This window comes from Prevotella dentasini JCM 15908, assembly GCF_000614065.1.
GTDB classification, from domain to species: domain Bacteria; phylum Bacteroidota; class Bacteroidia; order Bacteroidales; family Bacteroidaceae; genus Prevotella; species Prevotella dentasini.
This window is the reverse complement of the sequence record NZ_BAKG01000009.1, coordinates 77,424-104,092: the sequence shown is the minus strand read 5'-3', so window position 1 is coordinate 104,092 and position 26,669 is coordinate 77,424. Positions and strand designations below refer to the sequence as shown.

21 protein-coding genes and 6 pseudogenes are annotated in these 26,669 nt (G+C 56.6%); 20 read left to right on the top strand and 7 right to left on the bottom strand.

Annotation, left to right across the window (positions count from 1 at the left end; translation table 11 throughout):
* Positions 1-369: 369 nt before the first annotated feature.
* Positions 370-1,901: pseudogene (dnaB, locus tag JCM15908_RS12700) on the bottom strand (replicative DNA helicase).
* A gap of 136 nt (positions 1,902-2,037) precedes the next feature.
* Here dnaB and ispE point away from each other — a divergent pair.
* The 5 genes and pseudogenes from ispE (at position 2,038) to rbr (ending at position 5,882) form a co-directional block, all read left to right on the top strand.
* On the top strand, positions 2,038-2,877 hold the full coding sequence (gene ispE / locus JCM15908_RS06145) for a 4-(cytidine 5'-diphospho)-2-C-methyl-D-erythritol kinase (RefSeq protein ID WP_025002684.1): 840 nt from the start codon (positions 2,038-2,040) through the stop codon (positions 2,875-2,877).
* A 203-nt stretch (positions 2,878-3,080) separates the two neighbouring features.
* Positions 3,081-3,754 (top strand): annotated as a pseudogene (locus JCM15908_RS12695) (tetratricopeptide repeat protein).
* Between the two features lie 111 nt (positions 3,755-3,865).
* Positions 3,866-4,342, top strand: a complete 477-nt coding sequence (gene ribH / locus JCM15908_RS06135) for a 6,7-dimethyl-8-ribityllumazine synthase (protein ID WP_025002683.1) — start codon at positions 3,866-3,868, stop codon at positions 4,340-4,342.
* A 124-nt stretch (positions 4,343-4,466) separates the two neighbouring features.
* Entirely contained in the window at positions 4,467-4,847 is a 381-nt protein-coding gene (locus JCM15908_RS06130; protein ID WP_025002682.1) for a hypothetical protein, read from the top strand.
* Positions 4,848-5,229: 382 nt separating this feature from the next.
* A pseudogene (rbr, locus tag JCM15908_RS12690) lies at positions 5,230-5,882 on the top strand (rubrerythrin).
* Positions 5,883-7,019: 1,137 nt separating this feature from the next.
* Here rbr and panB read toward each other — a convergent pair.
* Complete coding sequence (panB, locus tag JCM15908_RS06115) at positions 7,020-7,838, bottom strand: 3-methyl-2-oxobutanoate hydroxymethyltransferase (protein WP_025002681.1); 819 nt, start codon at positions 7,836-7,838, stop codon at positions 7,020-7,022.
* A 156-nt stretch (positions 7,839-7,994) separates the two neighbouring features.
* Positions 7,995-8,639, bottom strand: a complete 645-nt coding sequence (locus tag JCM15908_RS06110) for an HAD family hydrolase (protein ID WP_025002680.1) — start codon at positions 8,637-8,639, stop codon at positions 7,995-7,997.
* Between the two features lie 141 nt (positions 8,640-8,780).
* On the opposite strand from JCM15908_RS06110, the gene JCM15908_RS06105 reads away from it, so the two are divergent.
* From JCM15908_RS06105 to JCM15908_RS06040, 14 genes and pseudogenes are all read left to right on the top strand, one after another.
* A complete protein-coding gene (locus JCM15908_RS06105; RefSeq protein ID WP_025002679.1) occupies positions 8,781-9,545 on the top strand; it encodes an RsiV family protein in 765 nt (254 codons plus the stop codon).
* 138 nt (positions 9,546-9,683) lie between these two features.
* Positions 9,684-10,307, top strand: coding sequence for a 16S rRNA (guanine(527)-N(7))-methyltransferase RsmG (rsmG, locus tag JCM15908_RS06100; RefSeq protein WP_025002678.1), 624 nt, complete (start codon positions 9,684-9,686; stop codon positions 10,305-10,307).
* A 336-nt stretch (positions 10,308-10,643) separates the two neighbouring features.
* The gene (locus tag JCM15908_RS06095; RefSeq protein WP_025002677.1) at positions 10,644-11,288 is read left to right on the top strand and encodes an MBL fold metallo-hydrolase; all 645 of its coding nucleotides are present in this window, start codon (positions 10,644-10,646) and stop codon (positions 11,286-11,288) included.
* Positions 11,285-11,858, top strand: a pseudogene (gene ruvC / locus JCM15908_RS12685) (crossover junction endodeoxyribonuclease RuvC). Before JCM15908_RS06095 ends, ruvC begins: the two are co-directional and overlap by 4 nt.
* 81 nt (positions 11,859-11,939) lie before the next feature.
* A complete protein-coding gene (locus tag JCM15908_RS06085; protein ID WP_025002676.1) occupies positions 11,940-12,452 on the top strand; it encodes a hypothetical protein in 513 nt (170 codons plus the stop codon).
* Between the two features lie 684 nt (positions 12,453-13,136).
* A pseudogene (locus JCM15908_RS12680) lies at positions 13,137-15,049 on the top strand (pyruvate formate lyase family protein); the annotation flags it as partial.
* On the top strand, positions 15,029-15,541 hold the full coding sequence (locus tag JCM15908_RS15580) for a glycine radical domain-containing protein (protein ID WP_373277409.1): 513 nt from the start codon (positions 15,029-15,031) through the stop codon (positions 15,539-15,541). The pseudogene JCM15908_RS12680 and the gene JCM15908_RS15580, both read left to right, overlap by 21 nt.
* Positions 15,542-15,828: 287 nt before the next feature.
* A complete protein-coding gene (gene pflA / locus JCM15908_RS06070) occupies positions 15,829-16,644 on the top strand; it encodes a pyruvate formate-lyase-activating protein (RefSeq protein ID WP_025002674.1) in 816 nt (271 codons plus the stop codon).
* 147 nt (positions 16,645-16,791) lie between these two features.
* Positions 16,792-17,253 carry a low molecular weight protein-tyrosine-phosphatase gene (locus JCM15908_RS06065; RefSeq protein WP_036892870.1) on the top strand — a complete coding sequence of 154 codons (462 nt, stop codon included), beginning with the start codon at positions 16,792-16,794 and terminating at the stop codon, positions 17,251-17,253.
* Between the two features lie 71 nt (positions 17,254-17,324).
* A complete protein-coding gene (locus JCM15908_RS06060; RefSeq protein ID WP_025002672.1) occupies positions 17,325-18,083 on the top strand; it encodes a YaaA family protein in 759 nt (252 codons plus the stop codon).
* Positions 18,084-18,165: 82 nt separating this feature from the next.
* On the top strand, positions 18,166-19,461 hold the full coding sequence (locus JCM15908_RS06055; RefSeq protein ID WP_025002671.1) for a M64 family metallopeptidase: 1,296 nt from the start codon (positions 18,166-18,168) through the stop codon (positions 19,459-19,461).
* A 417-nt stretch (positions 19,462-19,878) separates the two neighbouring features.
* Positions 19,879-20,235, top strand: coding sequence for a thioredoxin family protein (locus tag JCM15908_RS06050; RefSeq protein ID WP_025002670.1), 357 nt, complete (start codon positions 19,879-19,881; stop codon positions 20,233-20,235).
* A gap of 86 nt (positions 20,236-20,321) precedes the next feature.
* Entirely contained in the window at positions 20,322-20,810 is a 489-nt protein-coding gene (gene trxA / locus JCM15908_RS06045) for a thioredoxin (protein WP_025002669.1), read from the top strand.
* A gap of 151 nt (positions 20,811-20,961) precedes the next feature.
* On the top strand, positions 20,962-21,381 hold the full coding sequence (locus tag JCM15908_RS06040; RefSeq protein ID WP_025002668.1) for a MarR family winged helix-turn-helix transcriptional regulator: 420 nt from the start codon (positions 20,962-20,964) through the stop codon (positions 21,379-21,381).
* 84 nt (positions 21,382-21,465) lie between these two features.
* On the opposite strand, the gene JCM15908_RS06035 is transcribed toward JCM15908_RS06040, so the two are convergent.
* The 4 genes from JCM15908_RS06035 to crcB form a co-directional block, all read right to left on the bottom strand.
* Complete coding sequence (locus tag JCM15908_RS06035) at positions 21,466-21,729, bottom strand: GlsB/YeaQ/YmgE family stress response membrane protein (protein WP_025002667.1); 264 nt, start codon at positions 21,727-21,729, stop codon at positions 21,466-21,468.
* A 94-nt stretch (positions 21,730-21,823) separates the two neighbouring features.
* On the bottom strand, positions 21,824-22,351 hold the full coding sequence (locus JCM15908_RS06030) for a flavin reductase family protein (protein WP_025002666.1): 528 nt from the start codon (positions 22,349-22,351) through the stop codon (positions 21,824-21,826).
* Positions 22,352-22,460: 109 nt separating this feature from the next.
* The gene (locus tag JCM15908_RS06025; protein WP_025002665.1) at positions 22,461-23,171 is read right to left on the bottom strand and encodes an SDR family NAD(P)-dependent oxidoreductase; all 711 of its coding nucleotides are present in this window, start codon (positions 23,169-23,171) and stop codon (positions 22,461-22,463) included.
* An 872-nt stretch (positions 23,172-24,043) separates the two neighbouring features.
* The gene (gene crcB, locus JCM15908_RS06020) at positions 24,044-24,424 is read right to left on the bottom strand and encodes a fluoride efflux transporter CrcB (RefSeq protein WP_025002664.1); all 381 of its coding nucleotides are present in this window, start codon (positions 24,422-24,424) and stop codon (positions 24,044-24,046) included.
* A gap of 119 nt (positions 24,425-24,543) precedes the next feature.
* Between crcB and JCM15908_RS12675 the strand changes: the two are divergent.
* Positions 24,544-26,645 (top strand): annotated as a pseudogene (locus JCM15908_RS12675) (prolyl oligopeptidase family serine peptidase).
* Positions 26,646-26,669 lie beyond the last annotated feature (24 nt).

The following is a 26,669-nucleotide window of genomic DNA, read 5'->3' as shown; positions in this document are numbered from 1 at the left end:
ATGTAGGGACAGACCGCGTGTCTGTCCGATGAGCGTGTGGCGGACAGGCACGAGGCCTGTCCCTACAGGTTGGTTGCGCACCTCCTATAGCGCAGACAGAATCCGCATAAAGGACAGATTTCAGGCACGAATCCCCTGTTTGTGGCAAGCGGAAATGTAGGGACAGACCGCGTGTCTGTCCGATGCGAGTGTGGCGGACAAGCACGGGGCCTGTCCCTACATTTCGCCTGCGATTCGCTGCACATTATCAGTCGCACATCACAAACAGCATTTCGCCTTGCCCAGCCTGCTGTCTCCATAAAACGAAAGTGCCGTTTTCGCATGACGAAAACGGCACTTTGACTATGCGAAAACGGCACTTTCATTTTCTCAGAAAGGCACTGCCCCTCCCATTCCGGGCGGAGGCGGAGGCAGCGGCTCGTCGTTCATGCGGCTTCCGATAATCTCTCCGCCTGTACCGCCGTCCGGCAGCGGTGCACGGAAATCGTTGTCCTCGGGATTGGCAAACCGCGTAAACTCGCCGCGGAAATTCAGGAGCACGTCGCCCGTGGCACCCTTGCGGTGCTTGGCAATGATAATCTGCGCCATGCCGTGCAGGTCGTTCCCCTTTTCGTCCATATAGATATGATAGTACTCGGGACGGTGAACAAAGAGCACCATGTCGGCATCCTGCTCAATGGCTCCCGACTCGCGGAGGTCGCTCAACTGCGGACGCTTGCCCTCAAGACCCTCGCGCGCCTCGACGGTACGGTTGAGCTGCGACAGGGCTATGACGGGAATGTTCAGCTCCTTGGCCAGTCCCTTCAGCGAGCGCGATATGGTCGAGACCTCCTCCTGACGGCTGTTGAAGCGCGCCCCGTTGGCATTCATCAGCTGAAGGTAGTCTATCATCAGCAGCTTGATGCCGTGCTCGCGGGCCAGACGACGGGCTTGGTGCGCAGCTCGAAGATGGACAGGCCGGGAGTGTCGTCGACATAGATGGGCGCACCGTCGAGGCGGCGCAGGTTGGAGTCGAATCGTTCCCACTCGTCGGGCGTCAGCTGACCGTTGAGAATCTTGTTTCCCGGTACGGAACAGACGTTGGAGATGAGCCGGTTGACGAGCTGCACGTTGTTCATCTCGAGCGAGAAGAAGGCGATAGGCTCCCGGTAGTCCACTGCAATGTTCTTGGCGATGCTCAGGGCGAACGACGTCTTGCCCATCGCAGGGCGTCCGGCAATGATGATAAGGTCGGAGGCCTGCCATCCGGCCGTGATCTTGTCGAGCTGGTGAAATCCGCTCGGGACTCCCGTCAGTCCGCCGTTCTCCTTGTTTCGGGCCGCTTTGACGAGAAGGTCGTGCGCCTGTCTGACGATGGGGTCTATCTGCGTGTAGTCCTGCGCCATGTTCTTCTGCGACAGTTCGAAGAGCGAACTCTCCGCCTTCTGCATCAGTTCGTCTACGTCGACGGTCTCGTCGAAGGCGTCGGTCTCCACCATCGAGGCGAACTGTATGAGCTGGCGGGCAAGAAATTTCTGTGCAAGGATGCGCGCGTGGTACTCTATGTGGGCCGACGAAGCGACGTGCGAGCTTAGCTCCACGATGTAGCCCGGGCCGCCGATGTCCTCAAGGTCGCCCTTCCGCTTGAGCTCTTCGGCAACGGTCATGATGTCGACGGGCTTCTCGTGGAGGTTGAGCGACTGGATGGCATCGTATATCTTCTGGTGGCGGCTCTCGTAGAACGTCTCGGGACGGATAATCTCCGATACGACCGTGAAGGCATCCTTGTCTATCATCAGTGCGCCAAGCACAACGCGTTCTATTTCAGGTGCTTGCGGCTGCAAGTGTCCGTAGGTGTTGTCTATCGGTGCCTGCGTCCTGCGCCGGTTGGTTCTGGGTGTATTGCTTTTGGTTTCTGGCATAATGCGCAAAAGTACACAAAATAATTCATAATCCATAATTCATAATTCAAAATTATCCCCGCCTATTCGTCGGTACCTCTTGCCGATTATGAAATATTATTGCTACCTTTGCACCACACATTATATATAATAATACATGATTACCTTTCCCTGCTGCAAAATCAACCTCGGACTGAACGTCGTCAGCCGCCGTCCGGACGGCTATCACAACATAGAGACCGTCTTCTATCCCGTTCCCCTGTGCGACGCTTTGGAGATAAAGACGATGGACGACGGCTTCCCGTCCGACACCGACTGCGACCTCAAGCTGACCGGCGACGCCATCGGGGGCAGCGAGGCCGACAACCTCGTCGTGCGCGCCTACCGTCTCCTCGCTGCCGGCTACACCCTGCCGCGCGTCCATGCCCACCTCTTCAAGCGCATACCCTCTCAGGCCGGACTCGGAGGAGGCTCGTCCGATGCCGCCGGAATGATCCGGCTGCTCAACGAGCGGTTCAGGCTCAACATGGGAAAAGCCGAAATGGAACGCCATGCAGCACGGCTCGGGGCCGACTGCGCCTTCTTCATAGCCTCCGAGACCGCCTATGCAACGGGCATCGGAGACCAGTTTGCCCCTGCCGGTATGGAGAAAGGAAAACTCAGCGGATACTACATCGCCATCGTAAAGCCCCGCATCGCCGTCTCCACGGCCGATGCCTACCGCGCCATCACACCCCGGCAGCCGGCAAAATGCTGCCGCGACATTGTCCGGCAACCTATAGGAACATGGCGCAGCGAACTGACCAACGATTTCGAGCAGCCTGCCTTTGCCGCCCATCCGCGTCTGGCAGACATCAAGCAGCGGCTCTACGGACTCGGCGCACTCTATGCCCAGATGTCCGGCAGCGGCAGCGCGCTCTTCGGAATCTTCGGCCACAATCCGGGGCAGATAGCCGGGACATTCCCCGACGATTTCACCTTCGTCTGCCGCCTGTAGCCCCGCGGCAGTCCGGCTACAGCAGGAAAACAGGGGCAAAACCCCATACGGCATTTGGCGGATGAGCCAAAATATATTGCAATAAATTTCATTATACGCGAGTTTTTCATTAACTTTGCCCCGATATTCCCCCGTTGTCTTCCTGCGGAGATGCCGTGGGCGCACCATACAAACGAAAATAACAAAAAACAATAAAGAAAAAAATGGCAAACAAAAAAGCAGAAGGGACATACGAAGAAACCCTCAACAATTCTGAAGCCTTCTTCCTGAAGTACAAGAAACAATTCATTATCGCCGTGGCGGCAGTGGTCATTGTCGTTGCAGGCATATTGTGCTACACCACGTTCGTGTCGGGTCCGCGCGAGGCAGAAGCCAGTACCGAACTGGCAAAGAGCCAAGCCCTCTTCAACGCACAGCAGTATGATCAGGCCATCAAGGGATTCGAGAAGATCCAGAGCGACTACAGCGGAACCGAAGCAGGAAACCTTGCTAACCTCTACACTGCTCTCTGCTATGCGCATCAGCCAAGCCGAACTGGGCAAAGGCCATGGAGAACGCCGAGAAGTTCAGCACCGGCAAGGACATGGTAATCAGCCCGGCATCCCAGATGGCCCTTGGCGACATCTATGCCAACAACAATCAGAACGACAAGGCACTGAGCGCGTTCAAGAAGGCAGCCGATCTCGCCAATAGTCAGGCCCTCGACAACGTGAACACAACCATTGCCCCACTCGCCCTCAAGAAGGCAGGAATCCTCCTCGAAAGCCAAGGCAAGAAGGCAGAAGCACTCGAAATATACAAGAACATCAAGAAGACATACGTCAATTCTCCTGCTTTTCAGGACATAGACAAGTATATCGAGCGCGCATCCAACTAAATACAGACGCCTGAGACTTGAGGCTTGAGGACCTTTCCCTACCGTGGAAGCAGACCCCAAGCCTCAATTCTACACGTCCGGGCCCCCATCCTCAAATCACCGAATCCCAACATGGCAACAGCCTTACACAACCTATCTTCCTACGATACCGCCACCGTTCCCGATGCAAGCAACATGTGCTTTGGCATCGTAGTGTCGGAATGGAATCCGGAAGTAACGGGTGCGCTCCTCGACGGAGCCGTGAAGACTCTCGAAAAGCACGGCACCATACCCGAGAACATCCACATCAAGACCGTGCCCGGCAGCTTCGAGCTGATATACGGCGCACAGCAGCTGACCAAGAACGACGGTTTCGATGCCGTCATCATCCTCGGCAGCGTCATCCGTGGCGAAACCCCGCACTTCGATTACATCTGCGAGGGAGTTACCTACGGCATTGCCCACCTCAACGCCACGCAGAACATCCCCGTCATCTACGGACTTCTGACCACCGACAACCTCCAGCAGGCTCTTGACCGCTGCGGAGGAAAGCTCGGAAACAAGGGCGACGAGTGTGCCATAGACGCCATCAAGATGGCCAAGTTCTAAGGCGACGGGCACCGCGCATTGTGGGAAATGACGCCGAACGACGCCCTTCCCCTGCCAATACGCGGCAACATAGCCGTTCGCCAACACCCGGCACCCGTTACCAAACACCCAATATCACCCAGCAATGAAACTTCAAGAATACTTTCAGGCTTACGATTTTGAAGAGATATTCCCCTATGTCGGACTGATGTTTCCAAAGGGCAGAAAGCTCCGCGAGCCGTTTCAGGCCGCATACGGTCTTCTTCTCGCCATGACGCCCGTCCCCTCCAAGAAACAGATACACTACCAGCTAATGGAAGACCCCGACTCGGGCGAAATGTTCTTCGGGGCAGACGACAGCAACTTCAACGGCCCGTGGGAGGTGCTGCTCGGCAAGAACGTCAGGAAAGACGGCAAGGTTCAGCTGACCAACGAGGAGATTGTCGCCAACTGCCTCGTCAACGTCATCCTCATCGGACGCCATCCCAAGGCCTTCGAGAAGGAGTACGCGCGCATCGTCCGATAGCCTGCAAACATATCCAGCCGCCTGTCCGACCCACCGGGCAGGCGGTTTTGCATATCCGCATCCGCAGCATCCGGCATACGGGGACTGCCGGTGCATACGCAGGGCGGAGCATCTTCCTCCCGCAATTCCGGGACAGGGACGAGGCTGATGCCCAACGGCCAATTACCCAATAATAGGCGAAAAGATGTTAAAAAGTTATGCCTTACCAATAAATTATGCTACTTTTGCAGCACGAACAGGAAATATTGGAATTATTACAAATACACCTTGACGATTCCATCACGGAAGAATAAAGGCGGAATCAAGCTAAAAGAGAACGTCCAATACAGGAACATTAGGAAACAAACAAGATTATATCATTTCAAATTAAGACAGAAACATTATGAAGAAGAAATTCATTTGCACCATTTGCGGCTACATGCACGAGGGCACAGAGGCTCCGGCAGAGTGCCCCGTTTGCCACGCTAAGGCAGACAAGTTTCAGGAGTTCGACGGCGAGGCCCTGAAAGGCAGCAAGACCGAGAAGAACCTTCAGGATGCCTTTGCAGGCGAAAGTCAGGCACGCGGCAAGTACACCTACTTTGCTTCCAAGGCCAAGAAGGAAGGCTATCAGCAGATTGCAGCCATCTTCGAGGAAACTGCGCTCAACGAGCAGGAGCACGCAAAGCTCTGGTTCAAGTTCCTTCACGGTGCCGAAATCCCCTCAACGGACGAGAATCTGAAGCTGCCGCCGAGGGCGAGAACTACGAATGGACCGACATGTACGACCGTATGGCCAAGGAGGCTGAAGAAGAGGGCTTCCTCGGTATTGCAGCCAAGTTCCGCAAGGTAGCTGCCATCGAGAAGAAGCACGAGGAGCGTTATCTGAAGCTCTTGAAGAACGTAAACGACAAGCTCGTCTTTGCAAAAGACGGAAGTGCCGTATGGCAGTGCCGCAACTGCGGCCATATCGTAGTGGGCAAGGCTGCCCCGGTAGTATGTCCGGTTTGTGAGCATCCACAGAGCTTCTTCCAAGTAGCTCCAGAAAACTATTAATCCTTTGTTACTTCCGCTCAGGCGGTAGTATAGCCGACACTTCAAGACCCCTGTCTGTTCCCTTCCGAGGGCAGACAGGGGCTTTGCCGTGCATGCAGACAGAAGGGAACAGGCACGGCAGGGTGCTGATGGGTATATTGTTCTTTCAGGCAGAAGATGTGCGTGGAGAGATTTCAAAAGTGAGAAAGACAGAATGAATAGATAAGGATTTAGACAAAAAGGTACAGAAGGAGCAGAATCCAAACGCGAATACCCTTTTTATTGCATGTGAAATGTAGGGACAGACCCTGTGTCTGTCCGAAACGAGCGGAGCGGACAGGCACAGGGCCTGTCCCTACAAGTCGCTTGTTCTTCGCCTGTAATGCCGTCAGACAATACATAAAGGACAGATTCCAAGCGCGAATATCCTTTTAATAGCAGGTGAAAATGTAGGGACAGACCCCGTGTCTGTACGAAACAGGCGGTGCGGACAGGCACAGGGCCTGTCCCTACGGGTCGCTTGTGCTCCGCCTGTAATGCCGTCAGACAATACATAAAGGACAGATTCCAAGCGCGAAAACCCTTTTAATAGCAGGTGAAAATGTAGGGACAGACCGCGTGTCTGTCCGAAACAAGCGGTGCGGACAGGCCACTTGCTGACTGTTGCACATTGTCCGCTGCTCGTCTCAAGCTCTGTATTGACAATCCGTTCAGCCGTCTCCATGAAATGAAAGTGCCGTTTTCGTCGTGTGAAAACGGCACTTTGGCTACACGAAAACGATACTTTCGTTTTCCCAATCACATACCGCTGGTTATCAATGTTTTCAGGATACATATTTCTTTCCCACAATATAGAAACATGACGGAGAGAAAATAAACAGATTAGCCCATGAAAAAAAGGTAGATAATGCACAGATTTCAGACACGAATACCCTTTTAATAGCAAGCGGAAATGTAGGGACAGACCCCGTGTCTGTCCGAAACAAGCGGAGCGGACAAGCACAGGGCCTGTCCCTACAGGTCGCTTGCTGACTGCTGCCCATTATCATCCGACTGGCTCAAGCCCCGTGGCAGCATATCCGCATTGTTTCTGTTGCCGTCTCGATTCCCCACAGCGGAATATCGGGAAACAGACACCGAACAGGCGACTGACTGAATCTAATACGACTCCTCCACGCCCGGGAACGAACTGTCCTTCACCGTCCGTACATACTCCTCAACGCCTTCGGTCATACATCTGTTGACATCGGCAAAATGGCGGAGGAATTTCGGCTTGAAGCCCTTGGTCATCCCGAGCGCGTCGGCATAGACCAGCACCTGCCCGTCGGTCGCGTTGCCTGCCCCGATGCCAATCGTAACCGCACGGACGCAGCGCGTAACCTCTGCCGCAAGGCTGGCAGGAACCTTCTCGAGCGTAATGGCGAAGACACCGGCCTCGTCGAGGGCCTTGGCGTCGGCAAGGAGCTTGGCGGCCTCCGCCTCTTCCTTGGCACGCAGACCGTACCCCCCGAAGACGTGGATGCTCTGGGGAGTCAGCCCGAGATGCCCCACGACGGGTACTCCTGCCTGCACGATGCCGCGCACGGTATCGGCTATCTCCTGTCCGCCCTCCATCTTCACAGCGTCCACCCCCGTCTCCTTCACGATGCGGATGGCGTTGCGGATGCCCTCCTCGCGGCTCGCCTGATAGCTGCCGAAGGGCATGTCGCAGACCACGAGGGCATGTTTGCACGCCCGGGCCACCGCACGCGCGTGGTAAATCATCTGGTCGACGGTGATGGGGAGCGTGTCCTCGTTGCCTGCCATGACGTTGGAGGCTGAGTCGCCTACGAGTATGCTGTCAATCCCGGCAGCGTCGAGGATGCCTGCCGTCGTGAAGTCGTAGGCGGTCATCTGCGCTATCTTTTCGCCTGCTGCCTTCATTTCGGCAAAGGTCTTGGTCGTTATCTTCTTCTTGTCTGTCGTTAAATATCCCATTGGTAGTGAGTTTCGAGTAATGAATGTTGAGTGATGAATGGGGAGATTCCCCGGCTTCGGGTGCTGAATGTCGGGAGAGAGGTTTCCTGATTGCGGATGTCGAACGGTGAATTTCCTCAATTCCGGGCACTGAATGTCGGATTAGGCACGCAGGAATCAGGGGCAATCGTAATTTTGGATTACGAACTTTGAATCTAAATAGTTCTCCCTCGTCTCGTCGCAAAGCCCTGCAATCGCCTCCGCGCTGTTCGTGCTGGTTATCCCGACGACGTATGCGCCCGATTCCCTTCCCGACCGCAGTCCGTTGAAACTGTCCTCAAAGACTATGCAGTCTTTCGGTTCAAGGCCGAAACGTGCGGCAGCACGCTCGTAGCACTGGGGCGACGGCTTGCTCTCGGTGAAGTCCTCGGACGTGAGGATGGCATCGAAATAGCCGCGGAACTCGGGGTGGCGGCGGTAGATGTTCTCCATCTTCTCGCGGTTAGAGCTGGTAACGACGGCCGTCTTGATGCCCCCGCTGCGCAGTCTCTCCACAAACGCCTCGAAGCCCGGCAGGTAGCTGTATGCCAGCTCGTTGCGCTCATAGTCGTTCAGGCGGTCGGTGATGGTCTGCTGCGTAGCAGTGTCGCCCCCGAAGTACCGGTCGTAAATCTCTACGAGCGTCTGTCCCTTTATCAGATGTTCCATATCGGACACGTCGGGGCGGAACTCGCGCGCTATCTTTGCCCAGAAGAGCGTGTACTGTGGCTCGGTATCGAATACCACACCGTCGAGGTCGAACAGGCAAGCCTTTGCTTTCATAGTCTTTTGTCCTTTCGTTGGCAGCGGCAGATGGGTTGCGGCAGTGTCGCAACATACAGGGCCGCGCTGCTGTTTATTTTCTTTAATGTTCCTTTACTGACCTGCAAAGTTACAAAACTTTTTCGTAACTTTGTCCCGATTATGGTCAAGAAACTATATACGGCAGCCTTTGCGCTCGCCGCCGGCCTCGTCCTCGCCGCCTGCGGAGGTGGGGATAAAAAGCCGAAAGCCCTCACCGTGCCCGTGGCGCATGCCGTGGCCGACACCGTGCTCACCCTCGGCCACTACGGGCGGCTGCGCGTACACGTCGACTTTGCCTACCTCCGCGGCAAGGAGTATGCCGCAGTCAACGACTCGCTGCTCCGCATGGGACTCCTGCAACCCGACTATTCGGGCATCAGCTACCAACGGCTGCAGCCCGTGCCTGCCGTCCGCGACTTCGTCAGACGCTATGCCGACGACTACGTGGAGATGGCCCGGCTCATCAGACAGCACGAGAAAAAGGCGGCGCGGCTCGACTGGCAGCTCGACATCCGCACACGCTTCGCCGCAGGACAGGGCAGCGACATCGTCTGCCTCGCCGACATTGCAAACAAGACGGGCGATGCCGTTGTCCGGTACACCCTCGTCCGCAATTTCAACCCGAAGACCGGGCGCATCACAACCCTCGCCGATGCTTTCGGCGACGACTACCGCGAGAGTCTCACCCACGAGATTGTCTCCGCCCTTGCCGGACGCCTCGGATTAGAAAATGCCGACTCCACCGCCCTGCGTACCAAGGGCTACTTCGTAGGAACGTCGCCCTACCCCACTGACAACTGCATCCTCACCGACGATTCCGCCACCTTTATATATACGCCGGGCGAGATTGCAGCCAAGGAAGTGCGCGTCAGCATAGAGCGGTAGGCAGGAACAACAACCCGGCATGCCCCATCCTGCATCTTGAAAAAGCCCCTCCGGCTCCCTCGGAGTATCTGAAAGAAAGCTCCCACCGCCCCTGATAGTGCTCACAAATACCCACCATCCGACAACCAACACCCGAATATGACAGAACTCATCACCCAATACTTCCCCGACATCACCGAGCGTCAGCGCGGCCAGTTCGAGGCCCTCGACGCGCTCTACCGCGACTGGAACGCGAAAATCAACGTCATTTCCAGAAAAGACATCGACAATCTCTACGAACGGCACATCCTCCATTCCCTCGCCATCGCGAAGATGATACGCTTCGTCGACGGCACCAACGTGCTCGACTTCGGCACAGGGGGCGGTTTTCCGGGCATCCCCCTCGCCATTCTCTTCCCCGAGGCAAACTTCAAGCTCATTGACGGGACAGGCAAGAAAATACGTGTCGCCACCGAGGTTGCCAATGCTATCGGACTGGAAAACGTACTGCCGCAGCACCTCCGCGGCGAGGAGGAGAAGGGAAAGTTCGACTTCGTCGTCTCGCGTGCCGTCATGCCGCTGCCCGACCTCGTGAAGATTGTCCGCAAGAACATCGCACGCGACCAACACAACGCCCTTCCCAACGGCATCATCGTCCTCAAGGGAGGAGACCTCTCGGCCGAGACAGCCCCCTTCCGGCGCATCGTTCAGCAGGAAGACATCAGCCACTGGTTTGACGGAGAATGGTTCCGGGAGAAGCATGTAGTCTATCTGCCGGTATAGGAAAGCCTCCCCAAGCCCCCGGAAGGGAGGGGATGCCGGATACCGGAGGCTCGCCTGCACCGTCGCTGCACTCCAGCCTGTGCTCCGAGACACTGCCGACGCCTTGCCCGTCAGCTCCTCGCCCCTCCGCAGCCTTCACCCTCTACGTCGCGGCTCTGCCGCAGCCATCCCCCCAAAAAGTACAAACAACTCCAAAAACAACGCCCCACCCGTACCCGTCAGCTCCGCGGAAAGAGCGGAAGCACGACAGAACCTCCCCGTCGCAGCCTTCCGGGCGTTCCCTCCCGGCAGCAGAAAGCCGGGGAGAGACCGACGGGAAAGGGACTACATACAGATATGCTCAACATTCAGAAATTCCCCTGCAACATGCTCTCCGAGAACTGCTACGTGGTTTCCGACGAGACTTCGGAGTGCGTCATCATCGACTGCGGTGCCTACTACGAGGAGGAACGCCGCGCCGTCACCGACTATATCCGCACCCGGAACCTCCGTCCCGTCCATCTCCTCTGCACCCACGGGCATCTCGACCACAACTTCGGCAACAACACAATATACGAAGCCTTCGGACTCAGACCCGAGGCCGCACCCGGCGACGACGTGCTCATGGAGAACATGAAGGCACAGGCAAGAGAGATGTTTCAGATAGAAACCGACTACGACTTCCCTGCCGTAGACCACTACTTTGCCGAGGGCGAGACCGTCAGCTTCGGAAGCCACAAGATGGACATCCTGCGCACGCCGGGCCACACTCCCGGCTCGGTGGTCTTCCACTGCCCGTCCGAGCACGCCGCCTTCACGGGCGACACGCTCTTCAAGGGCAGTATCGGGCGCACCGACTTCCCCGGAGGCAGCATGTTCCAGATAATCAGCTCCCTGCGGCAGCTCTGCATGCTCCCCGACGAGACCGCAGTCTATCCCGGACACGGCCCGAAGACCGACATAGGATTCGAGCTGGCACACAATCCCTACATGGACCGATGAGCGGAAGGACGGAAACGGAACCGAAGATTATCCTCGGAATAGACCCGGGCACGAACGTCATGGGCTACGGGGTGCTCCGTGTCGTGGGCAGCAAGGCGCAGCTCGTCGTCATGGGCGTCATAGACATGCGGCGCGAAAAGGACGCCTACCTGCGGCTGGGCAAGATATTCGACCGCGTTACGGGCATCATCGACGAGTACCTGCCCGACGAACTGGCCATCGAAGCCCCCTTCTTCGGCAAGAACGTCCAGTCGATGCTGAAGCTCGGCCGCGCCCAAGGAGTCGCCATCGCCGCCGCCATCCACCACTCCGTCCCCATCCACGAGTATGCCCCCTGAAGATAAAGATGGCCATAACCGGCAACGGCGCAGCTCGAAAGAGCAGGTTGCAGGCATGCTGCAGCGGCTGCTCTGCCTCCGCGACGACCAGATGCCCCACTTCATGGATGCCACCGACGCCACCGCTGCCGCCTACTGCCACTTCCTGCAGATGAACCGGCCCGAGCCAGCCGACCGGCACTTCTCCTCGTGGAAGGACTTCGCCAACAAGAACAAGGAACGAATCAGATAACACAAAGCCCACACCATCACCCACAACCGCCGCCGCATCTCTCCTTGCCGGAGGAAGCGGACAGGCCAACAAGCAAGAATTATGAAAAGAACAGTATTATTCCTCACCCTCGCCTTCCTCGCTGCAATCGGCGCAAAGGCACAGACCAACACCCACGTCTATCAGCAAATCTACGACGCCGCCTACAAGGTGGCCACCGACACCCGTGAAGACGCTGCCGTCCGAAAGGTAGCATCGTTCAAGGTCGATGCCATCTCGTACCTGAAGACGCGCACCCTCATCGCCCTCTCCGACACTGCGCGGCAGTACACCAACACGGAGGTGGCCCACCTGAGCAACCAGCTCGACTCAATGGCCTACTACATGTACGACTATGTCAACCTCTTCACCAAGGAATATCAGCGCGCACAGACCATCGACCGCGCACGCGTCCTGAAGATTTTCCGCGAGGCGAGCATCAACCATCCCCTCTACAACGACCCCGACCGCGAACTGGTGCTCTCCTATTACAACCGCGAGGACTACCTTACCCAGTTCTCTCTCGATACCGACTGGGTGGCCGCACTCGCCGACGTGAGACGCAAGCTCCGGTAGCCTTCCGGGCTGCCCGAAAGGCCAAGTCTTGCCGACAAAACGAAAGTGCCGCTTTGACCACGCGAAAGTGCCGTTTTCACCATGCGAAAACGGCACTTTCGTTTTCCCGTCCCGACACCTTCTCCACGACGCCGCGCCACCTCCTTTCACGATGCCCCCGGCAACGGCTTTCCGCCCCCAAATGCCGGGGAAATGAAGACGGAAATGCCGCAATACGGGCCTTTTTGTCCCTTTTCTCGGTCTCATTATTGAAATTTTTCCATATTTTCTTTGCCACCTCAGATTAAATACCTACATTTGCCACGTCAGCCGACGGCTTCCGGCCCAATCAGGCAGCAGCCGGCTTACCTACCCGTCGGAAATACCAAATCAGACAGCGGAGAAAACATCCGCACAACAGAAATTATCGCGAACAGAAAACAAGCTGCCAAATCACAAAAATACTAACAATATGGGAAATGAAACCTAAGACAATCCTCCGTTTGCAAACTTCACATTGCAAAACGCGACCTTAGCGGACAAGGCAATACCTAATAATAATGATTGAAAAATAAGAAAGAAACCATAGCTGCACAAAGAAACGGACATGTGCAACGTTTTTTACTTACAAATAAGTATTGCCCAAAGCGGCAAAAGCACGTAACTTTGCATACGTAAAAACAAGGCCGCAGACGGACTGCAGCGATGCCCCTGCACGCAGGGACGCCACCGTACTGCACCGCCCACGGGACGCCCGTCCCACCTTGCAGCGCATCCGTGCTCCCGTTGCCGATGCCTGTATGCCGCCCCACCTACCCAAAACACCAGACAGAAAAAAGTATTCACATTTATATTTCCACAGTCATGAGAAAAGAATGGAGAGGCTTCACTGGCACCAAGTGGCTTGATGAAGTCAACATACGCGAGTTTATTCAGAACAACTACACCTGCTACGACGGCGACGAGTCGTTCCTCACCGGTCCGACCGATGCCACCGACAAGCTCTGGGGCATGCTCAAGGAGCTTCAGAAGCAGGAGCGCGCCAAGGGCGGAGTGCTTGACATGGAGACAGAGGTTGTCTCCAGCATGACCGCCTACGGACCGGGCTACATCAGCGAGGGTACAAAGGAGCTTGAGAAGGTGGTCGGCCTCCAGACAGACAAGCCCCTCAAGCGTGCCTTCATGCCCTACGGCGGCATCAAGATGGCAGAGCAGGCCTGCACGACCTACGGCTATCAGCCTCTGAAAAACTGCACGAAATCTTCACAAAATACTGCAAGACGCACAACGACGGAGTATTCGACGCCTACACCGACGAGATGAAGCTCGTCCGCCACAACCATATCCTCACAGGTCTGCCCGACACCTACGGACGCGGACGAATCGTGGGCGACTACCGCCGTGTGGCTCTCTACGGAATAGACTTCCTCATCGAGGAGAAGAAGAAGGACCTGCGCAACTGCGGCGACGGCACGATGACCGACTATACCATCCGCCTGCGCGAGGAAATCTCCATGCAGATAAAGGCCCTCAACGAGATGAAGGAGATGGCGAAGATTTACGGCTACGACATTTCACAGCCTGCATCCAACGCACGCGAGGCTGTGCAGTGGCTCTACTTCGGCTACCTCGCTGCCATCAAGACGCAGAACGGTGCCGCCATGTCCGTCGGCCGCATCTCCACCTTCCTCGACATCTACATCCAACGCGACATACAGGAAGGCACGCTCACCGAGGCCGGGGCACAGGAGCTGATAGACCACTTGGTAATGAAGTTCCGCATGGTGAAGTTCGCACGCATCCCGTCCTACAACCAGCTCTTCTCCGGCGACCCCGTATGGGCTACGCTCGAAGTGGCAGGCATGGGCATGGACGGCCGCTCGATGGTTACGAAGAACGACTTCCGCTTCCTCCACACACTGGAGAACATGGGACCGTCGCCCGAGCCTAACCTCACCGTACTCTACTGCTCCCGTCTGCCCGAGGGATTCAAGCGTTACGCTGCCAAGATTTCAGTCATTACAAGCTCCATCCAGTACGAGAACGACGACGTGATGCGTCCGGTCTGGGGCGACGACTACTCCATCTGCTGCTGCGTCTCGGCTACGCAGACGGGCAAGGAGATGCAGTTCTTCGGTGCACGCGCCAACCTCGCCAAGTGTCTCACCTACGCCATCAGCGGCGGTATTGACGAGAAGACACGCGAACAGTGCTCCCCGGCTTTCCGTCCGATTGAGGGCGACGTAGTGAAGTACGACGAGTTCATGCCGCGCTTCATGGACATGATGGAATGGCTCGCTGGTGTTTACGTCAACACCCTGAACCTTATCCACTACATGCACGACAAGTATTTCTACGAGGCAGCCGAGCTGGCACTCATCGACACCGACGTGCGCCGCACCTTCGCTACGGGCATAGCCGGCTTCAGCCACGTTGTCGACTCCATAAGTGCCATCAAGTACGCCAAGGTCAACATTATCCGCGACGAGACGGGCTTCCCCGTTGAGTTCAAGACCGAGGGCGACTTCCCGCGCTACGGCAACGACGACGACCGCGCCGACGATATTGCAGTATGGCTGCTGAAGACCTTCATCGGCATGGTGAAGAAGCACCACACTTACCGCGACTCCGAGCCGACGACAAGCATCCTCACCATCACTTCCAACGTGGTTTACGGCAAGTACACCGGCAACATGCCCGACGGACGTCCTGCAGGTGCACCGCTCGCCCCGGGTGCCAATCCGTCGTACGGCGCAGAGAAGAACGGCCTTCTGGCTTCGCTCAACTCTACGGCCAAGCTGCCTTACAAGTATGCGCTTGACGGCATCTCCAACACTCAGACCATCAGCCCCGACACGCTCGGACACAACGACGAGGAGCGCACCAACACGCTCGTAGGCGTAATGGACGGCTACTTCGACCGTGGCGCACACCACCTGAACGTCAACGTATTCGGTGTCGACAAGCTCATCGACTGCATGGAGCATCCCGAGAAGGAGGAGTATGCCAACTTCACCATCCGTGTCAGCGGATACGCAGTGAAGTTCATCGACCTCACCCGTGAGCAGCAGATGGACGTTATCGCCCGTCAGGCACACGGAAAGATGTAATATCCCTCTCCCTGAATCCACCCTCTCTCCCAACGGAGGGGTAAACTGACAGCAACACCCCCCTTGCCCACGACGGCAGGGGGCTTGTTTTCCTGTCTTATTCCTCCGCCCTCATCACTCTTTCCCCGTCCTGCCGGTCTTTCCTTTCATTCTTCCCACTCCTGCGACCGCCCTCCCGGCCTGTCTGCTGCCGTTGTGTTGCAGCCCCGGCGATTCCCTTTCGGACAGGATTTCCGCGAGACAAGCCCCTTCTTGTGAGGCTTCGGGGAAGGTTCTTTATCACTATCATGCAACCAATCAACCAACAACAGCAACCCTCCGCCGAGTCTGCACAGCCCCTTTCCTCCTTCCCGAAAGGAGGAAACAACGATGGGCATGAATCTCTTCTGGTCCATTCCGTCGAGTCTTTCGGCTCCGTCGACGGGCCCGGCATCCGCTTCGTCATCTTCCTGAAAGGCTGTGCCATGCGCTGCCGGTACTGCCACAATCCCGACACGTGGGAACAGACAGGCGGCGAGCTGCGCACCGTAGACGAGCTTCTCGCTCAGGCCGTCCGCTACCGCAGCTATTGGGGCAGGCAGGGAGGCATTACCGTCAGCGGCGGCGAGGCTCTCTTACAGATAAAACCGCTTATCCGGCTCTTCCGCAAGGCAAAGGAAATGGGCATCCACACCTGCCTCGACACGGCAGCGCAGCCTTTCCGGCGCGATTCTGCCGGCTTCCGCCTTTTCGAGGAGCTGATGCAGTACACCGACCTCATCCTTCTCGACATCAAGCACATCGATTCCGAAGCCCACAAGTCGCTCACCGGCTGGGCGAACGAGAATATTCTTGACTGTGCGCGCTATCTTTCCGACATCCGCAAGCCCGTATGGGTTCGCCACGTCCTTGTTCCCGGCATCACCGACGACGACTCCGCCCTCCGCCATCTCCGCAGTTTTCTCGACACCTTATATAATATAGAGAAGGTCGAAGTGCTGCCCTACCATTCGCTCGGGACGTACAAGTGGGAGAAACTCGGTATCCCCTACACCCTCAAGGACGTGCCTGCCCCCACCTCCGAACGTATCGAGAACGCCAAACGAATACTCAAGGCACAATAACAGGCCTCTCCGCTTCAGTTTCCTCCGCTGTCTCCGTCCTGCATGCTGCCATACGGGCGCAGCCTTTCCTCCACCGTCGAGGCAGGACTCCCGGTAATCTTTCACCACGGACGGGGAGCAGAGGCGAGGGCCTTCAACACCATCATTATGCAAAACCTCCTTTTCATTTGTCTCGGCAACATTTGCCGGTCTCCGGCCGCCCACGCCGTCATGCAGCGGTTCGTCGACGATGCCGGACTCACCTCCCAGTACTTCATCGACTCCGCAGGCATGGGCGGATGGCATGTCGGACAACTTCCCGACAAGCGCATGCGGCAGCACGGCCTCCGCCGCGGCTACCACATCGACCACATCGCCCGTCAGTTCGATGCCGCTGCGGACTTCCGCCGCTTCGACCGCATCATCGTCATGGACGAGGATAACTACCGTGCCGTTACCGCCCTTGCCCCCTCGCCCGAGGCCCGTGCCAAGGTGCTGCGCATGGCAGACTATTTCACCGCCCATCCCGGTGCAGCCTCAGTTCCAGACCCCTACTATGGGGGGCCTGAAGACTTTGAGCTTGCCCTCGACCTCGTTGAAGACGGTTGTCGCGGACTTCTAAGCGAGTAGCTCATTAACAACAAACAGCACCACCGTTCCGGCTCCCTCCCTTGGCGGAGAAGCCGGATTGGGTATCAGATATGCACATCCTCCTTGCCTCTGCCAAGATTATGCGCGACCTCTCCGCGCCCGGCCTGACTGCCACCTCTCCCCGTTTTGCAGACGAAGCCCGACGCTTCGCCCTTGAGATGTCGTCGCGCAGCCCTGAACAGCTCGCCTCCGACCTTCACTGCAATCCGCAAATTGCCCTTGAGAATCTCCTGCGCTATCAGGACTTCTTCAACGATTCAGCCAATCGCCCTGCCATTCTCGCCTATCACGGACAGGCATACAAATGTCTGAAAGCCGAGAATTTCTCCGCCGAAGACCTCGGTTTCGCCCAGCAGCACCTGACCATTCTGAGTTTCCTCTACGGCATGCTGCGCCCTCTCGACCTTATCCACGCCTATCGGATGGAAGCCAAAATTACGACCGAAGCAGCCGGAGGAAAGAACATGTTCGCCTTCTGGAAACCCCGGCTCACCGACCTCCTCCTCCAAACCGTACATGCCGACGACGGCATCCTCCTGCATCTTGCCACCGCAGAGTATCAGAACCTCTTCGACTGGAGGCGCATCAATTGTGAGACGATGCTCATTCAGCCGCATTTCCTCGTCCGTCAGCCGGACGGAACTCTCAAGAACGTTACCGTCTATGCCAAGAGTTGCCGTGGTGCCATGACTCGTTTCATCATTCAAAACCGCCTCACCTCCCCATCCGGCCTTGCCGCCTTCTCCTACGAAGGCTTTGCCTACGACAGCCGCCTCGGAGACGACAGGCATCCGCACTTCGTAAAATAGCTGCTGAGCACATCGCTATTAAATCTTTTTCTTGTCCATTCCAAGGATTTTCCGTATATTTGCAACAAATAAATCTAAAACAATGCGTAAACTTGCAACTACTTTCCTACTGCTTCTCCTCGGCCTTACCATGCAGGCGCAGGACTTCGACAAGTATTTCACCAACGCCACCCTCCGCCTCGACTATGTCTTCTCCGGCAACCGCAGCCGGCAGTTCATAGCCGTCGACGAGCTATGCCGACTGCCCCGATGGGACGGAAAGCGGCAGCGGCTGTCGGAAGTTCCCGTCGAGGGTAACGGACAAGTCATCGTCCGCGACCACCGTTCGCACGAGGTTATCTACCGCAATTCCTTCTCCACTCTCTTTCAGGAGTGGCTCTCTTACGATGCTGCCAAGACCGAGACAAGGTCGTTTGAGAACGTCTTTCTCGTACCTTTCCCGAAAGACAGCGTAGACATCACGCTCGAACTTTACAACAACCGGCGCACCGTCATGACGTCCCTAACCCACACCGTCGACCCCAACGATATTCTTATCCGCCGGATTGGCAGCAAGCCCACGCCCTACCAGACCCTTCAGCAGGCTGCCGACACTACACGCTGCATACACATCGCCTATATTGCCGAGGGATATACCAAGGCAGAGATGCCGACCTTCCTTGCTGATTGCCGGACGGCCATGGAAGCCCTCTTCGCCCACGAACCGTTCAAGTCGCTCCGCCCGCGTTTCCATGTCGTTGCCGTGAAGTCGCCGTCGCAGGAAAGCGGAACATCCGAACCGGGAAAGGGAATCTGGAAAAACACCGCCCTCCACTCCAACTTCGATACCTTTCACAGCGACCGCTACCTGACCACGCTCCACCTCAAGGACCTTCACAACTGGCTGGCAGGCACGCCTTACGAACACATTATAGTACTCGTAAACACCGAGAAATACGGTGGCGGAGGCATCCTCAACTCCTATAATCTCTCCATGACCCATCATTCTTACTTCAAGCCCGTCGTCGTGCACGAGTTCGGACACTCCTTCGGCGGACTTGGTGACGAGTATTCCTACGGCAACGAGCAGATACCCATGTATCCGCACGACGTGGAGCCATGGGAACCCAACCTTACCACCCTCGCCAACTTCCACGGGAAATGGGAAAATCTCATCGAGAAGGGAACGCCGCTGCCCACACCGCAGCCGTCCGACCTTGACAAGCCCAGTGCCGATATGTCCAAATGGCGTGTCGGAGCCTACGAGCCGGCAGGCTACTCCGAGCATGGAGTATATCGCGCCTTCCCCGACTGCCGCATGCGCACCAATGCCAATCCGGAGTTCTGCCCTGCCTGCCGGAAAGCCCTCGTGCAGCTCATAGACTTCTATACCAAATAGTCAGTATGCCGGCACAGACGGCCTGCTCCCACAGCTCCGCCTGACTCCAAAGACAGACAAAGCCTACACGGACCGGCAGCAAGCCGGCCTGCCGGCACAAGACAAATTCCCCGGATGGGCGTTGATGAGAGTCAACGCCCATCATCGTTTACCATCCACCCCTCCATATACCTCCCCGGCCTGCTTCCTCTCCTCTTTCAAAACTGCGAACACTGCCTTCCGGCATAGTGCTGATGAAGAATTGACACCGTCAGACCCACCTTTCTGTTAACTCATGTTATTTTCTTGAATAATTTCCACGGGAAATTTGTTAGATTAAACTTATATATCTATCTTTGCAATGTTTTCCAACGGAAACTACAAAAACGCCGCTCCTATATGGCAATCACAATGTAAAGAAAAGAAAGGACAAGCAAAATGAACGCACGACCCATCTCACAGGAAGAGTTCAAGACACTCGTAGGAACAGGAAATCAAGGCAACTTCCAGTTTGCCGCCAACCGTCCCGTCATCGTAGACTTCTCGGCCCTTGAATGGTGCAGCCACTGCCGTACCCTCGCACCCATCTTCGAGGAACTCGCAGGAAAGTATGCCGACCGCGCAGACTTCTATACCGTCAACGTGGACGAGAACGAGGAACTCACGCGCAACTTCAATATCAGAATGGTGCCCACCCTCCTCTTTGCGCAGCCGGGGAAAGCCCCGGAGCTTCTCCTCGGAACTCTCAACCGTCCACAGCTCGAAGAAAAAATAAAGGAAATATTCTCATTTTAATACAACAATGGCGGTTCAGACCTGCAAGCGGCTCACACACCTCCCCCTTACGGGCCGCCACCGCCCTTCATAACCAACACACGACTATGACAAAGAAACTTCTGGCAGCCTGCCTTGCAGCCTTTGCCCTCACCATGGGCAGCTGCGCACAGACAACAAAGAAAGAGACTCAGCCAACCAACACAGAACAACAAAATAAAGAGAACAAGAAAATGAACGGAGTAACAGAACTAACAGCAGCCATGTTCCGCGAGCGCGTCATGGACTACGAGAAGAATCCCAACCAGTGGAACTACAAAGGCACGAAGCCGGCCATCATTGATTTCTACGCCACTTGGTGCGGCCCCTGCAAGGCCACAGCCCCTATCGTGGAGCAGGTAGCCGAGGAATATGCCGGGAAAGTGGACGTTTACAAGGTAGACGTAGACAAGCAGCCCGAACTGGCTGCACTCTTCGGAGTACAGTCTATCCCCACTATCCTCTTCATTCCTACCGACAGCCTTCCCAAGAAATCGGTCGGAGCGATGATGAAGCCGCAATTCGACGAAATCATCAAGGCCGACTTGCTCAAGTAAGCTGACAAGCCGACTGGCTAACAGGCCGACAAGTTGATTGCAGCCAAGGCGATTTCGTACCCATACAAACCCGCCTCCCCCACCCTAAGCGTCAAGTTTGGGGAGGGGGAGGCTTTACGAGCTGACGCTTAAGACATCACCATCATAGCTTATGAACCAATCCTGCATTTCCCGAATACGCGACATATACCGCGCCATTTCCTCATTTGAACATCAGCTCGAAGCCACCTTCGCGCTCAATATCAACGAAACCATGCTGCTATGCCTGCTCACCGAGAGGGAGAACCTGCTCGCCAGCGAAATAGCCGGCGAACTCGGGCTTACACGCTCCAACGCCTCGAAGGTGATAGCATCCCTCGAAAGAAAGTCGCTTATCCGGCGACAGGCATGCAAGCACGACAGCAGATGCCAGCGGTTCCACATCACAAAGAAGGGCACGGAACTGCTCTCACACATCAACTGCCCCAGCTTCTGCCTCCCCGACGGACTCAGCCGGCTCATCGGACCTGACGCTCCGGCAACAGACCCCGAAGCCGACGACGGGCCATCTCCCTTGTCCGAAAACTCCTGAACACCGCCGGCGCAGCACCCAGCCGCCACTCCCCGGCAGCGAAACCGACGGAAGAGGGACGGGAGCTTCGCACACCGGCAGCCCTTAGTCAAAGAGTTTCTTCCAAATCCACAGCACCGCCACTGCCCCAAAGAGGCAGAACACGAAGTTGGCAAGATAGCCCCTGCCGAACAACTCTATGTTCAGCAGATGGCTGATGAACGCTCCGGCATAGCTGCCGGCTATTCCCACGACAAGGTTCAGGCAACATCCCTTGCCCTCACCGCTCATAATCCGATTGGCAATGTAGCCGACAAAGATACCTGTCAGTATCGGCCAAGCCGTAAATTCTGCAATATGTCCTAACATTTCCAATATTTTTCTGCGACGTCCTCCCGGCTTCGGAAACCGTTTCCCGAAACTGCGGCAACGCCCTTCCGCCCTGTCGGCGGCTACTTCCGGCTTATCTGCCGAGATATTCGTCGTCCCTTACGAGAATCTTCTCAATCTTTCCGACATACATTGTGTGAAAATCTTTCTCGGGATAGCTCTCCCCGACGGTTTCCCGGCTCATGAATCCGCTCTCCTTCAGTTCGGCCGCATACATCTTCTTGCAGACTATCACCATCTTGGCTTCGGCAAAATAGACGCTGCCGTCGGCAAACACCTTGGTCAGCCCGGCCTTGGCAATCTTGTCCTCGTCCCTGCCCGACACGCTGCCCAAGTAGGCCATCTGCCGTTTGAACGACTTGTCCATCACCGAGAGCGTGAACCGCTCCTCCCTGTCTACGAACTTCTTCGTATGGCGCGTGGGACGCACGTAGATGACAGCCGTAGGGTCGTTGTTGCCCCACAGGCAGCCGAAGTGCCCCCAGCTGATGGTCATCGTGTTGCATCCCTCCTGTTCGTTGCCGGCAGACGCCAGCATCCACTCTCCGCCCAGCAGGTTGAACGGGTTGAACCTAAGTTCCTTGTAACTTACCCCTTTCATTTCTTTTCGCGTTTTATCTGTTTTCTGAATATTTCCATACGGCAGCCGTTTAGCCACGGCTTCCGTTGCCGGTATGCGGCCGGCTGCCCGAAGTCAGCCCCCGGCCTCCCTACTCCTCCAGTCTCCATCCATGCTCGCCATGATAAACCATCTGGCGCGTCATGCCGCCGTCGATGCAGAGGTTCTCGCCCGTGATGAAGCCCGACCGCGAGGAACAGAGGAAGAGCACCGCATGGGCGATGTCAATCGGACGGCCCACCCTGCCCACCGGCTGCTGCGCGGCATCCGGCCCTTCGTACCGGGTGCCGGAAGTGTCTATCCAACCCGGCGAGATGCTGTTGACGCGCGCCTTTCCGCGGAGGCTCACCGCAAGCGCGTGGGTCAGGGCAGCTATGCCGCCCTTGGCAGCCGTATAGCTCTCGGTCTGCGGCATGCTCATGCGGTCGCGCGACGACGATATATTGACGATGGCAGCTCCCGGGACAAGATGCGCGGAAAGGAGCTTCACGAGGTAGAACGGAGCCGTTACGCCCACGCTCATGGCATACTGGAAGTCCTCGTAAGAGCAGTCGTCGATGCCCTTCATTACCGGCAGCGCATTGTTGACGACGAAGTCTACCCTGCCATATCGTGCCGCCACCTCTCCGGCAAATGCCTCGAGCACCTCCTTCCGGGCGATGTCGCCCACAAAGTGGCTGCCCTCCTGCCTGTCGATGATGCAGACCTGCGCCCCTGCTTTCCTGAACTCGTCGGCCACACACTTGCCGATGCCCTGCGCACCGCCCGTTACCACGGCTACCTTGTCCTTAAATTCATTCATACGTTTTCGGTTTATTTCAGTGCAAATATACGATTTTCTTTTGGTAAGACGTAACTGCACGCGACGAAAATTTTCCTCAGCCGTCCTGCCGTTTCCGCTGTCTCCGAAACATCCCGGGGCATCTCTGCCCTCCTCCTCGATTCACAGGCTGAGCGCAAACAGTCTGTCCGCCGTGCCTACCGGCATCACAGGTGAATCGCAGGCAACTTGTAGGGACAGGCCCCGTGCCTGTCCGCCAAACACGCAAATCGGACAGACACGAGGTCTGTCCCTACACTTCCGCTTGCAACAAATAGGGTGTTTGCACATGGATTTTTTCTTTTTGCACATTCTGTCTGCATCACAGGCGAAGCGCAGGCAACTTGTAGGGACAGGCCCCGTGCCTGTCCGAAACACGAGAATCGGACAGACACACGGTCTGTCCCTACATATTAATTGGCATCAGTGGCAAATTCCTGACGGAGACATGCTTCCTCCATGCCACCACATCGCCCGGAACCGATTCTGCGGAAACAGAGGCGCAAAGAAAAATGTAAACATCTGATAATCAATTGGGTCAGTTGTGTAAAACGAAAGTGGCACTTTGACCTGATGAAACAGCCTTGTTCGCATGGCGAAAACGGCACTTTCGATTCATGGAAACAGCGGAATGGATATGCAGCCACCGGGATGTAGGAAGAAAAAAGGAAACAGAACGCGAGGCGCAACTAACTTGTAGGGACAGGCCCCGTGCCTGTCCGCCACAAGCGCATCGGACAGACACGAGGTCTGTCCCTACACTTTCAACTGCTACAAAAAGGATATTCGCACCCGAAAACTATATATTCCGCCTACTGCACAGGCAGAAATCCGCTTCAGAAGACGGGTAACCGTCAGCTGCGGACGAACTCTGCCAACAACTGACCGCCAAGGACTGCAAGGAAGCCGACGGCGAGACTGCCGACGATATAGGCCGCAAGAACAGGCATGTTGCCGTCTTTCAGCAATGCCGCGCCCTCATTCATAAACGTGGAAAAGGTGGTGAAGCCACCGCAGAAACCCGTGGTGAGAACCAGTCTGGAGGCAGGCGACAACGCTCCGCCCGACGGCAGGCCGGAGAGGAAGCCTATCAGCAGGCAGCCCAGTACGTTGACGGCAAACGTGCCCAGCGGAAACGGAGTGGTCATCCACTGCGACATCAGCCTCGAAACCAAAAGACGAGAGCCGCCACCAAGGAAGCTGCCCAGTCCGACGAGTAGGAAGTCTTTCAACATGCTTTCTGTATTTTCCTGCAAAGGTAAGAACTTTCGACGGCAATTTCTTCGTATTCTCTCCTTTTATCAGTACTTTTGCATGGAAGTAATCCCGAATATCATCATCCAAGACCAATAACATGAGGAAAACATTGCTATTATCGGCCCTTGCGCTCTCGGCTGCAAGTGCTGTCGGACAAGACATCAAGTATCCCCCTGCACCGCAGGACGGACGGTAGACGAATACTACGGAGAGAAGGTGGCAGACCCCTTCCGCCCCTTGGAAAACGACACCAGCGCGGCAACCAAGGCATGGGTAGAGGCCGAGAACGCCGTAACGGCGGCCTATCTCGCCAAGATTCCCTTCCGCGAGAAGCTCCTCAAGCGGCTCAAGGCAGTATCTGACTACGAGCGGACGAGCGTCCCCTTCGAGCAGAACGGGAAGTGGTATGTCTACCGCAACGACGGACTGCAAAACCAGAGCGTGCTCTACCAGATGGACAGGCTGGGCGGCGAGCAGCGCGTCTTCCTCGACCCGAACAAGCTGAGCAGCGACGGCACGGTGGCACTGCAAGGCACCAGCTTTTCCAACAACGGCAAATACATGGCCTATGTCATCTCGCGCTCGGGCAGCGACTGGCAGGAAATATACGTCCGCGACGTGAAGACGGGAGAGCAGCTCGCCGACCACATATTGTGGGCGAAGTTCGGCGGTGCCGTCTGGTACGGCGACGGATTCTACTACAGTGCCTACGACGCACCCGAGAAGGGCAAGGAGTTCAGCAGCAAGAATGAGGTTCACAAGGTCTACTATCACAAGATGGGCACGCCGCAGTCGGAAGACGTGCTCTTCTATCAGAACCCGACGCAGCCCCTGCGCTTCTACAGCGTCAGCGTGAACAAGGAGGAGACGGTCATGTTCCTGCACGAGTCCGGCGCAGGCGCGGGCAACAACCTCTACGTGCGCGACCTCCGCGTGCCGGGCTCGCAGTTCGTGCAGATTACCAACAACATGGACTTGCAGTATTTGCCCGTCCAAGTCGTAGGCGACAAGATATACATCTACACCAACGACGGTGCCCCGCGCAACCGGCTGATGGTAGCCGACGTGCGCAATCCGGCCATGTCGGAATGGCGCGAGCTGATACCCGAGTCGCCGGACGTGCTCACCGACGTTACCTTCACCAACGGGCGGATGATACTGGAGTACAGCAAGGACGCTTCCACACACGCCTATCTCTACACGATGGAGGGCAGGCGCATCCGCGAGATAACCCTGCCGTCGGCAGGAAGTGCCGGATTCTCGGGCCGTCGCGACCAGAAAGAGTGCTTCTACACCTTCACCTCGTTCACCGTTCCGGGCACGGTCTACAGCTACGATGCCGAGACGGACAAGAGTACGGTGTACGGTCAGCCGAAGGTTAACTTCCGTCAGGACGACTTCGTTACCGAGCAGATATTCTACACGAGCAAGGACGGTACGCGCGTGCCGATGTTCCTGACCTACAAGAAGGGTCTGAAGCGCAACGGCAACAACCCTGTCTACCTCTACGCCTACGGCGGCTTCAACATTGCCCTGCCTCCGTCGTTCTCGGCAAGGCGCATCCCCTTCCTCGAAGCCGGGGGCATCTATGCACAAGCCAGCCTGCGCGGCGGAAGCGAATACGGAGAGGAATGGCACGTGGCAGGCACGAAGATGCAGAAGCAGAACGTCTTCGACGACTTCATCGCCGCGGCCGAATGGCTCATCAGCAACAAGTACACGTCCAAGAACAAGATTGCCATCGTCGGGGGAAGCAACGGCGGACTGCTCGTCGGTGCGTGCATGACGCAGCGTCCCGACCTCTTCAAGGTCTGCATACCGCAGGTAGGCGTGATGGACATGCTCCGCTACCATAAGTTTACCATCGGATGGAACTGGGCACCCGACTACGGCACGAGCGAGGACAGCAGGGAGATGTACCGGTATCTGCGTGCCTACTCGCCCCTGCACAACCTGCGGCCCGGCACTTCCTACCCGGCCACGCTGGTAACTACGGCCGACCACGACGACCGCGTGGTTCCGGCACACTCCTTCAAGTTCGCCGCCACGCTGCAACAATGTCAGGCAGGCCCTGCCCCCGTGCTCATACGCATTGACAGCAAGGCCGGGCACGGTTCGGGAAAACCGCTCAGCAAGCAGCTCGAAGAGTCGGCCGACGTATACGGATTCATCATGTATCACCTCGGAATGAAGTACTGACAATCCTCCCCCTGCCTCCCTCGC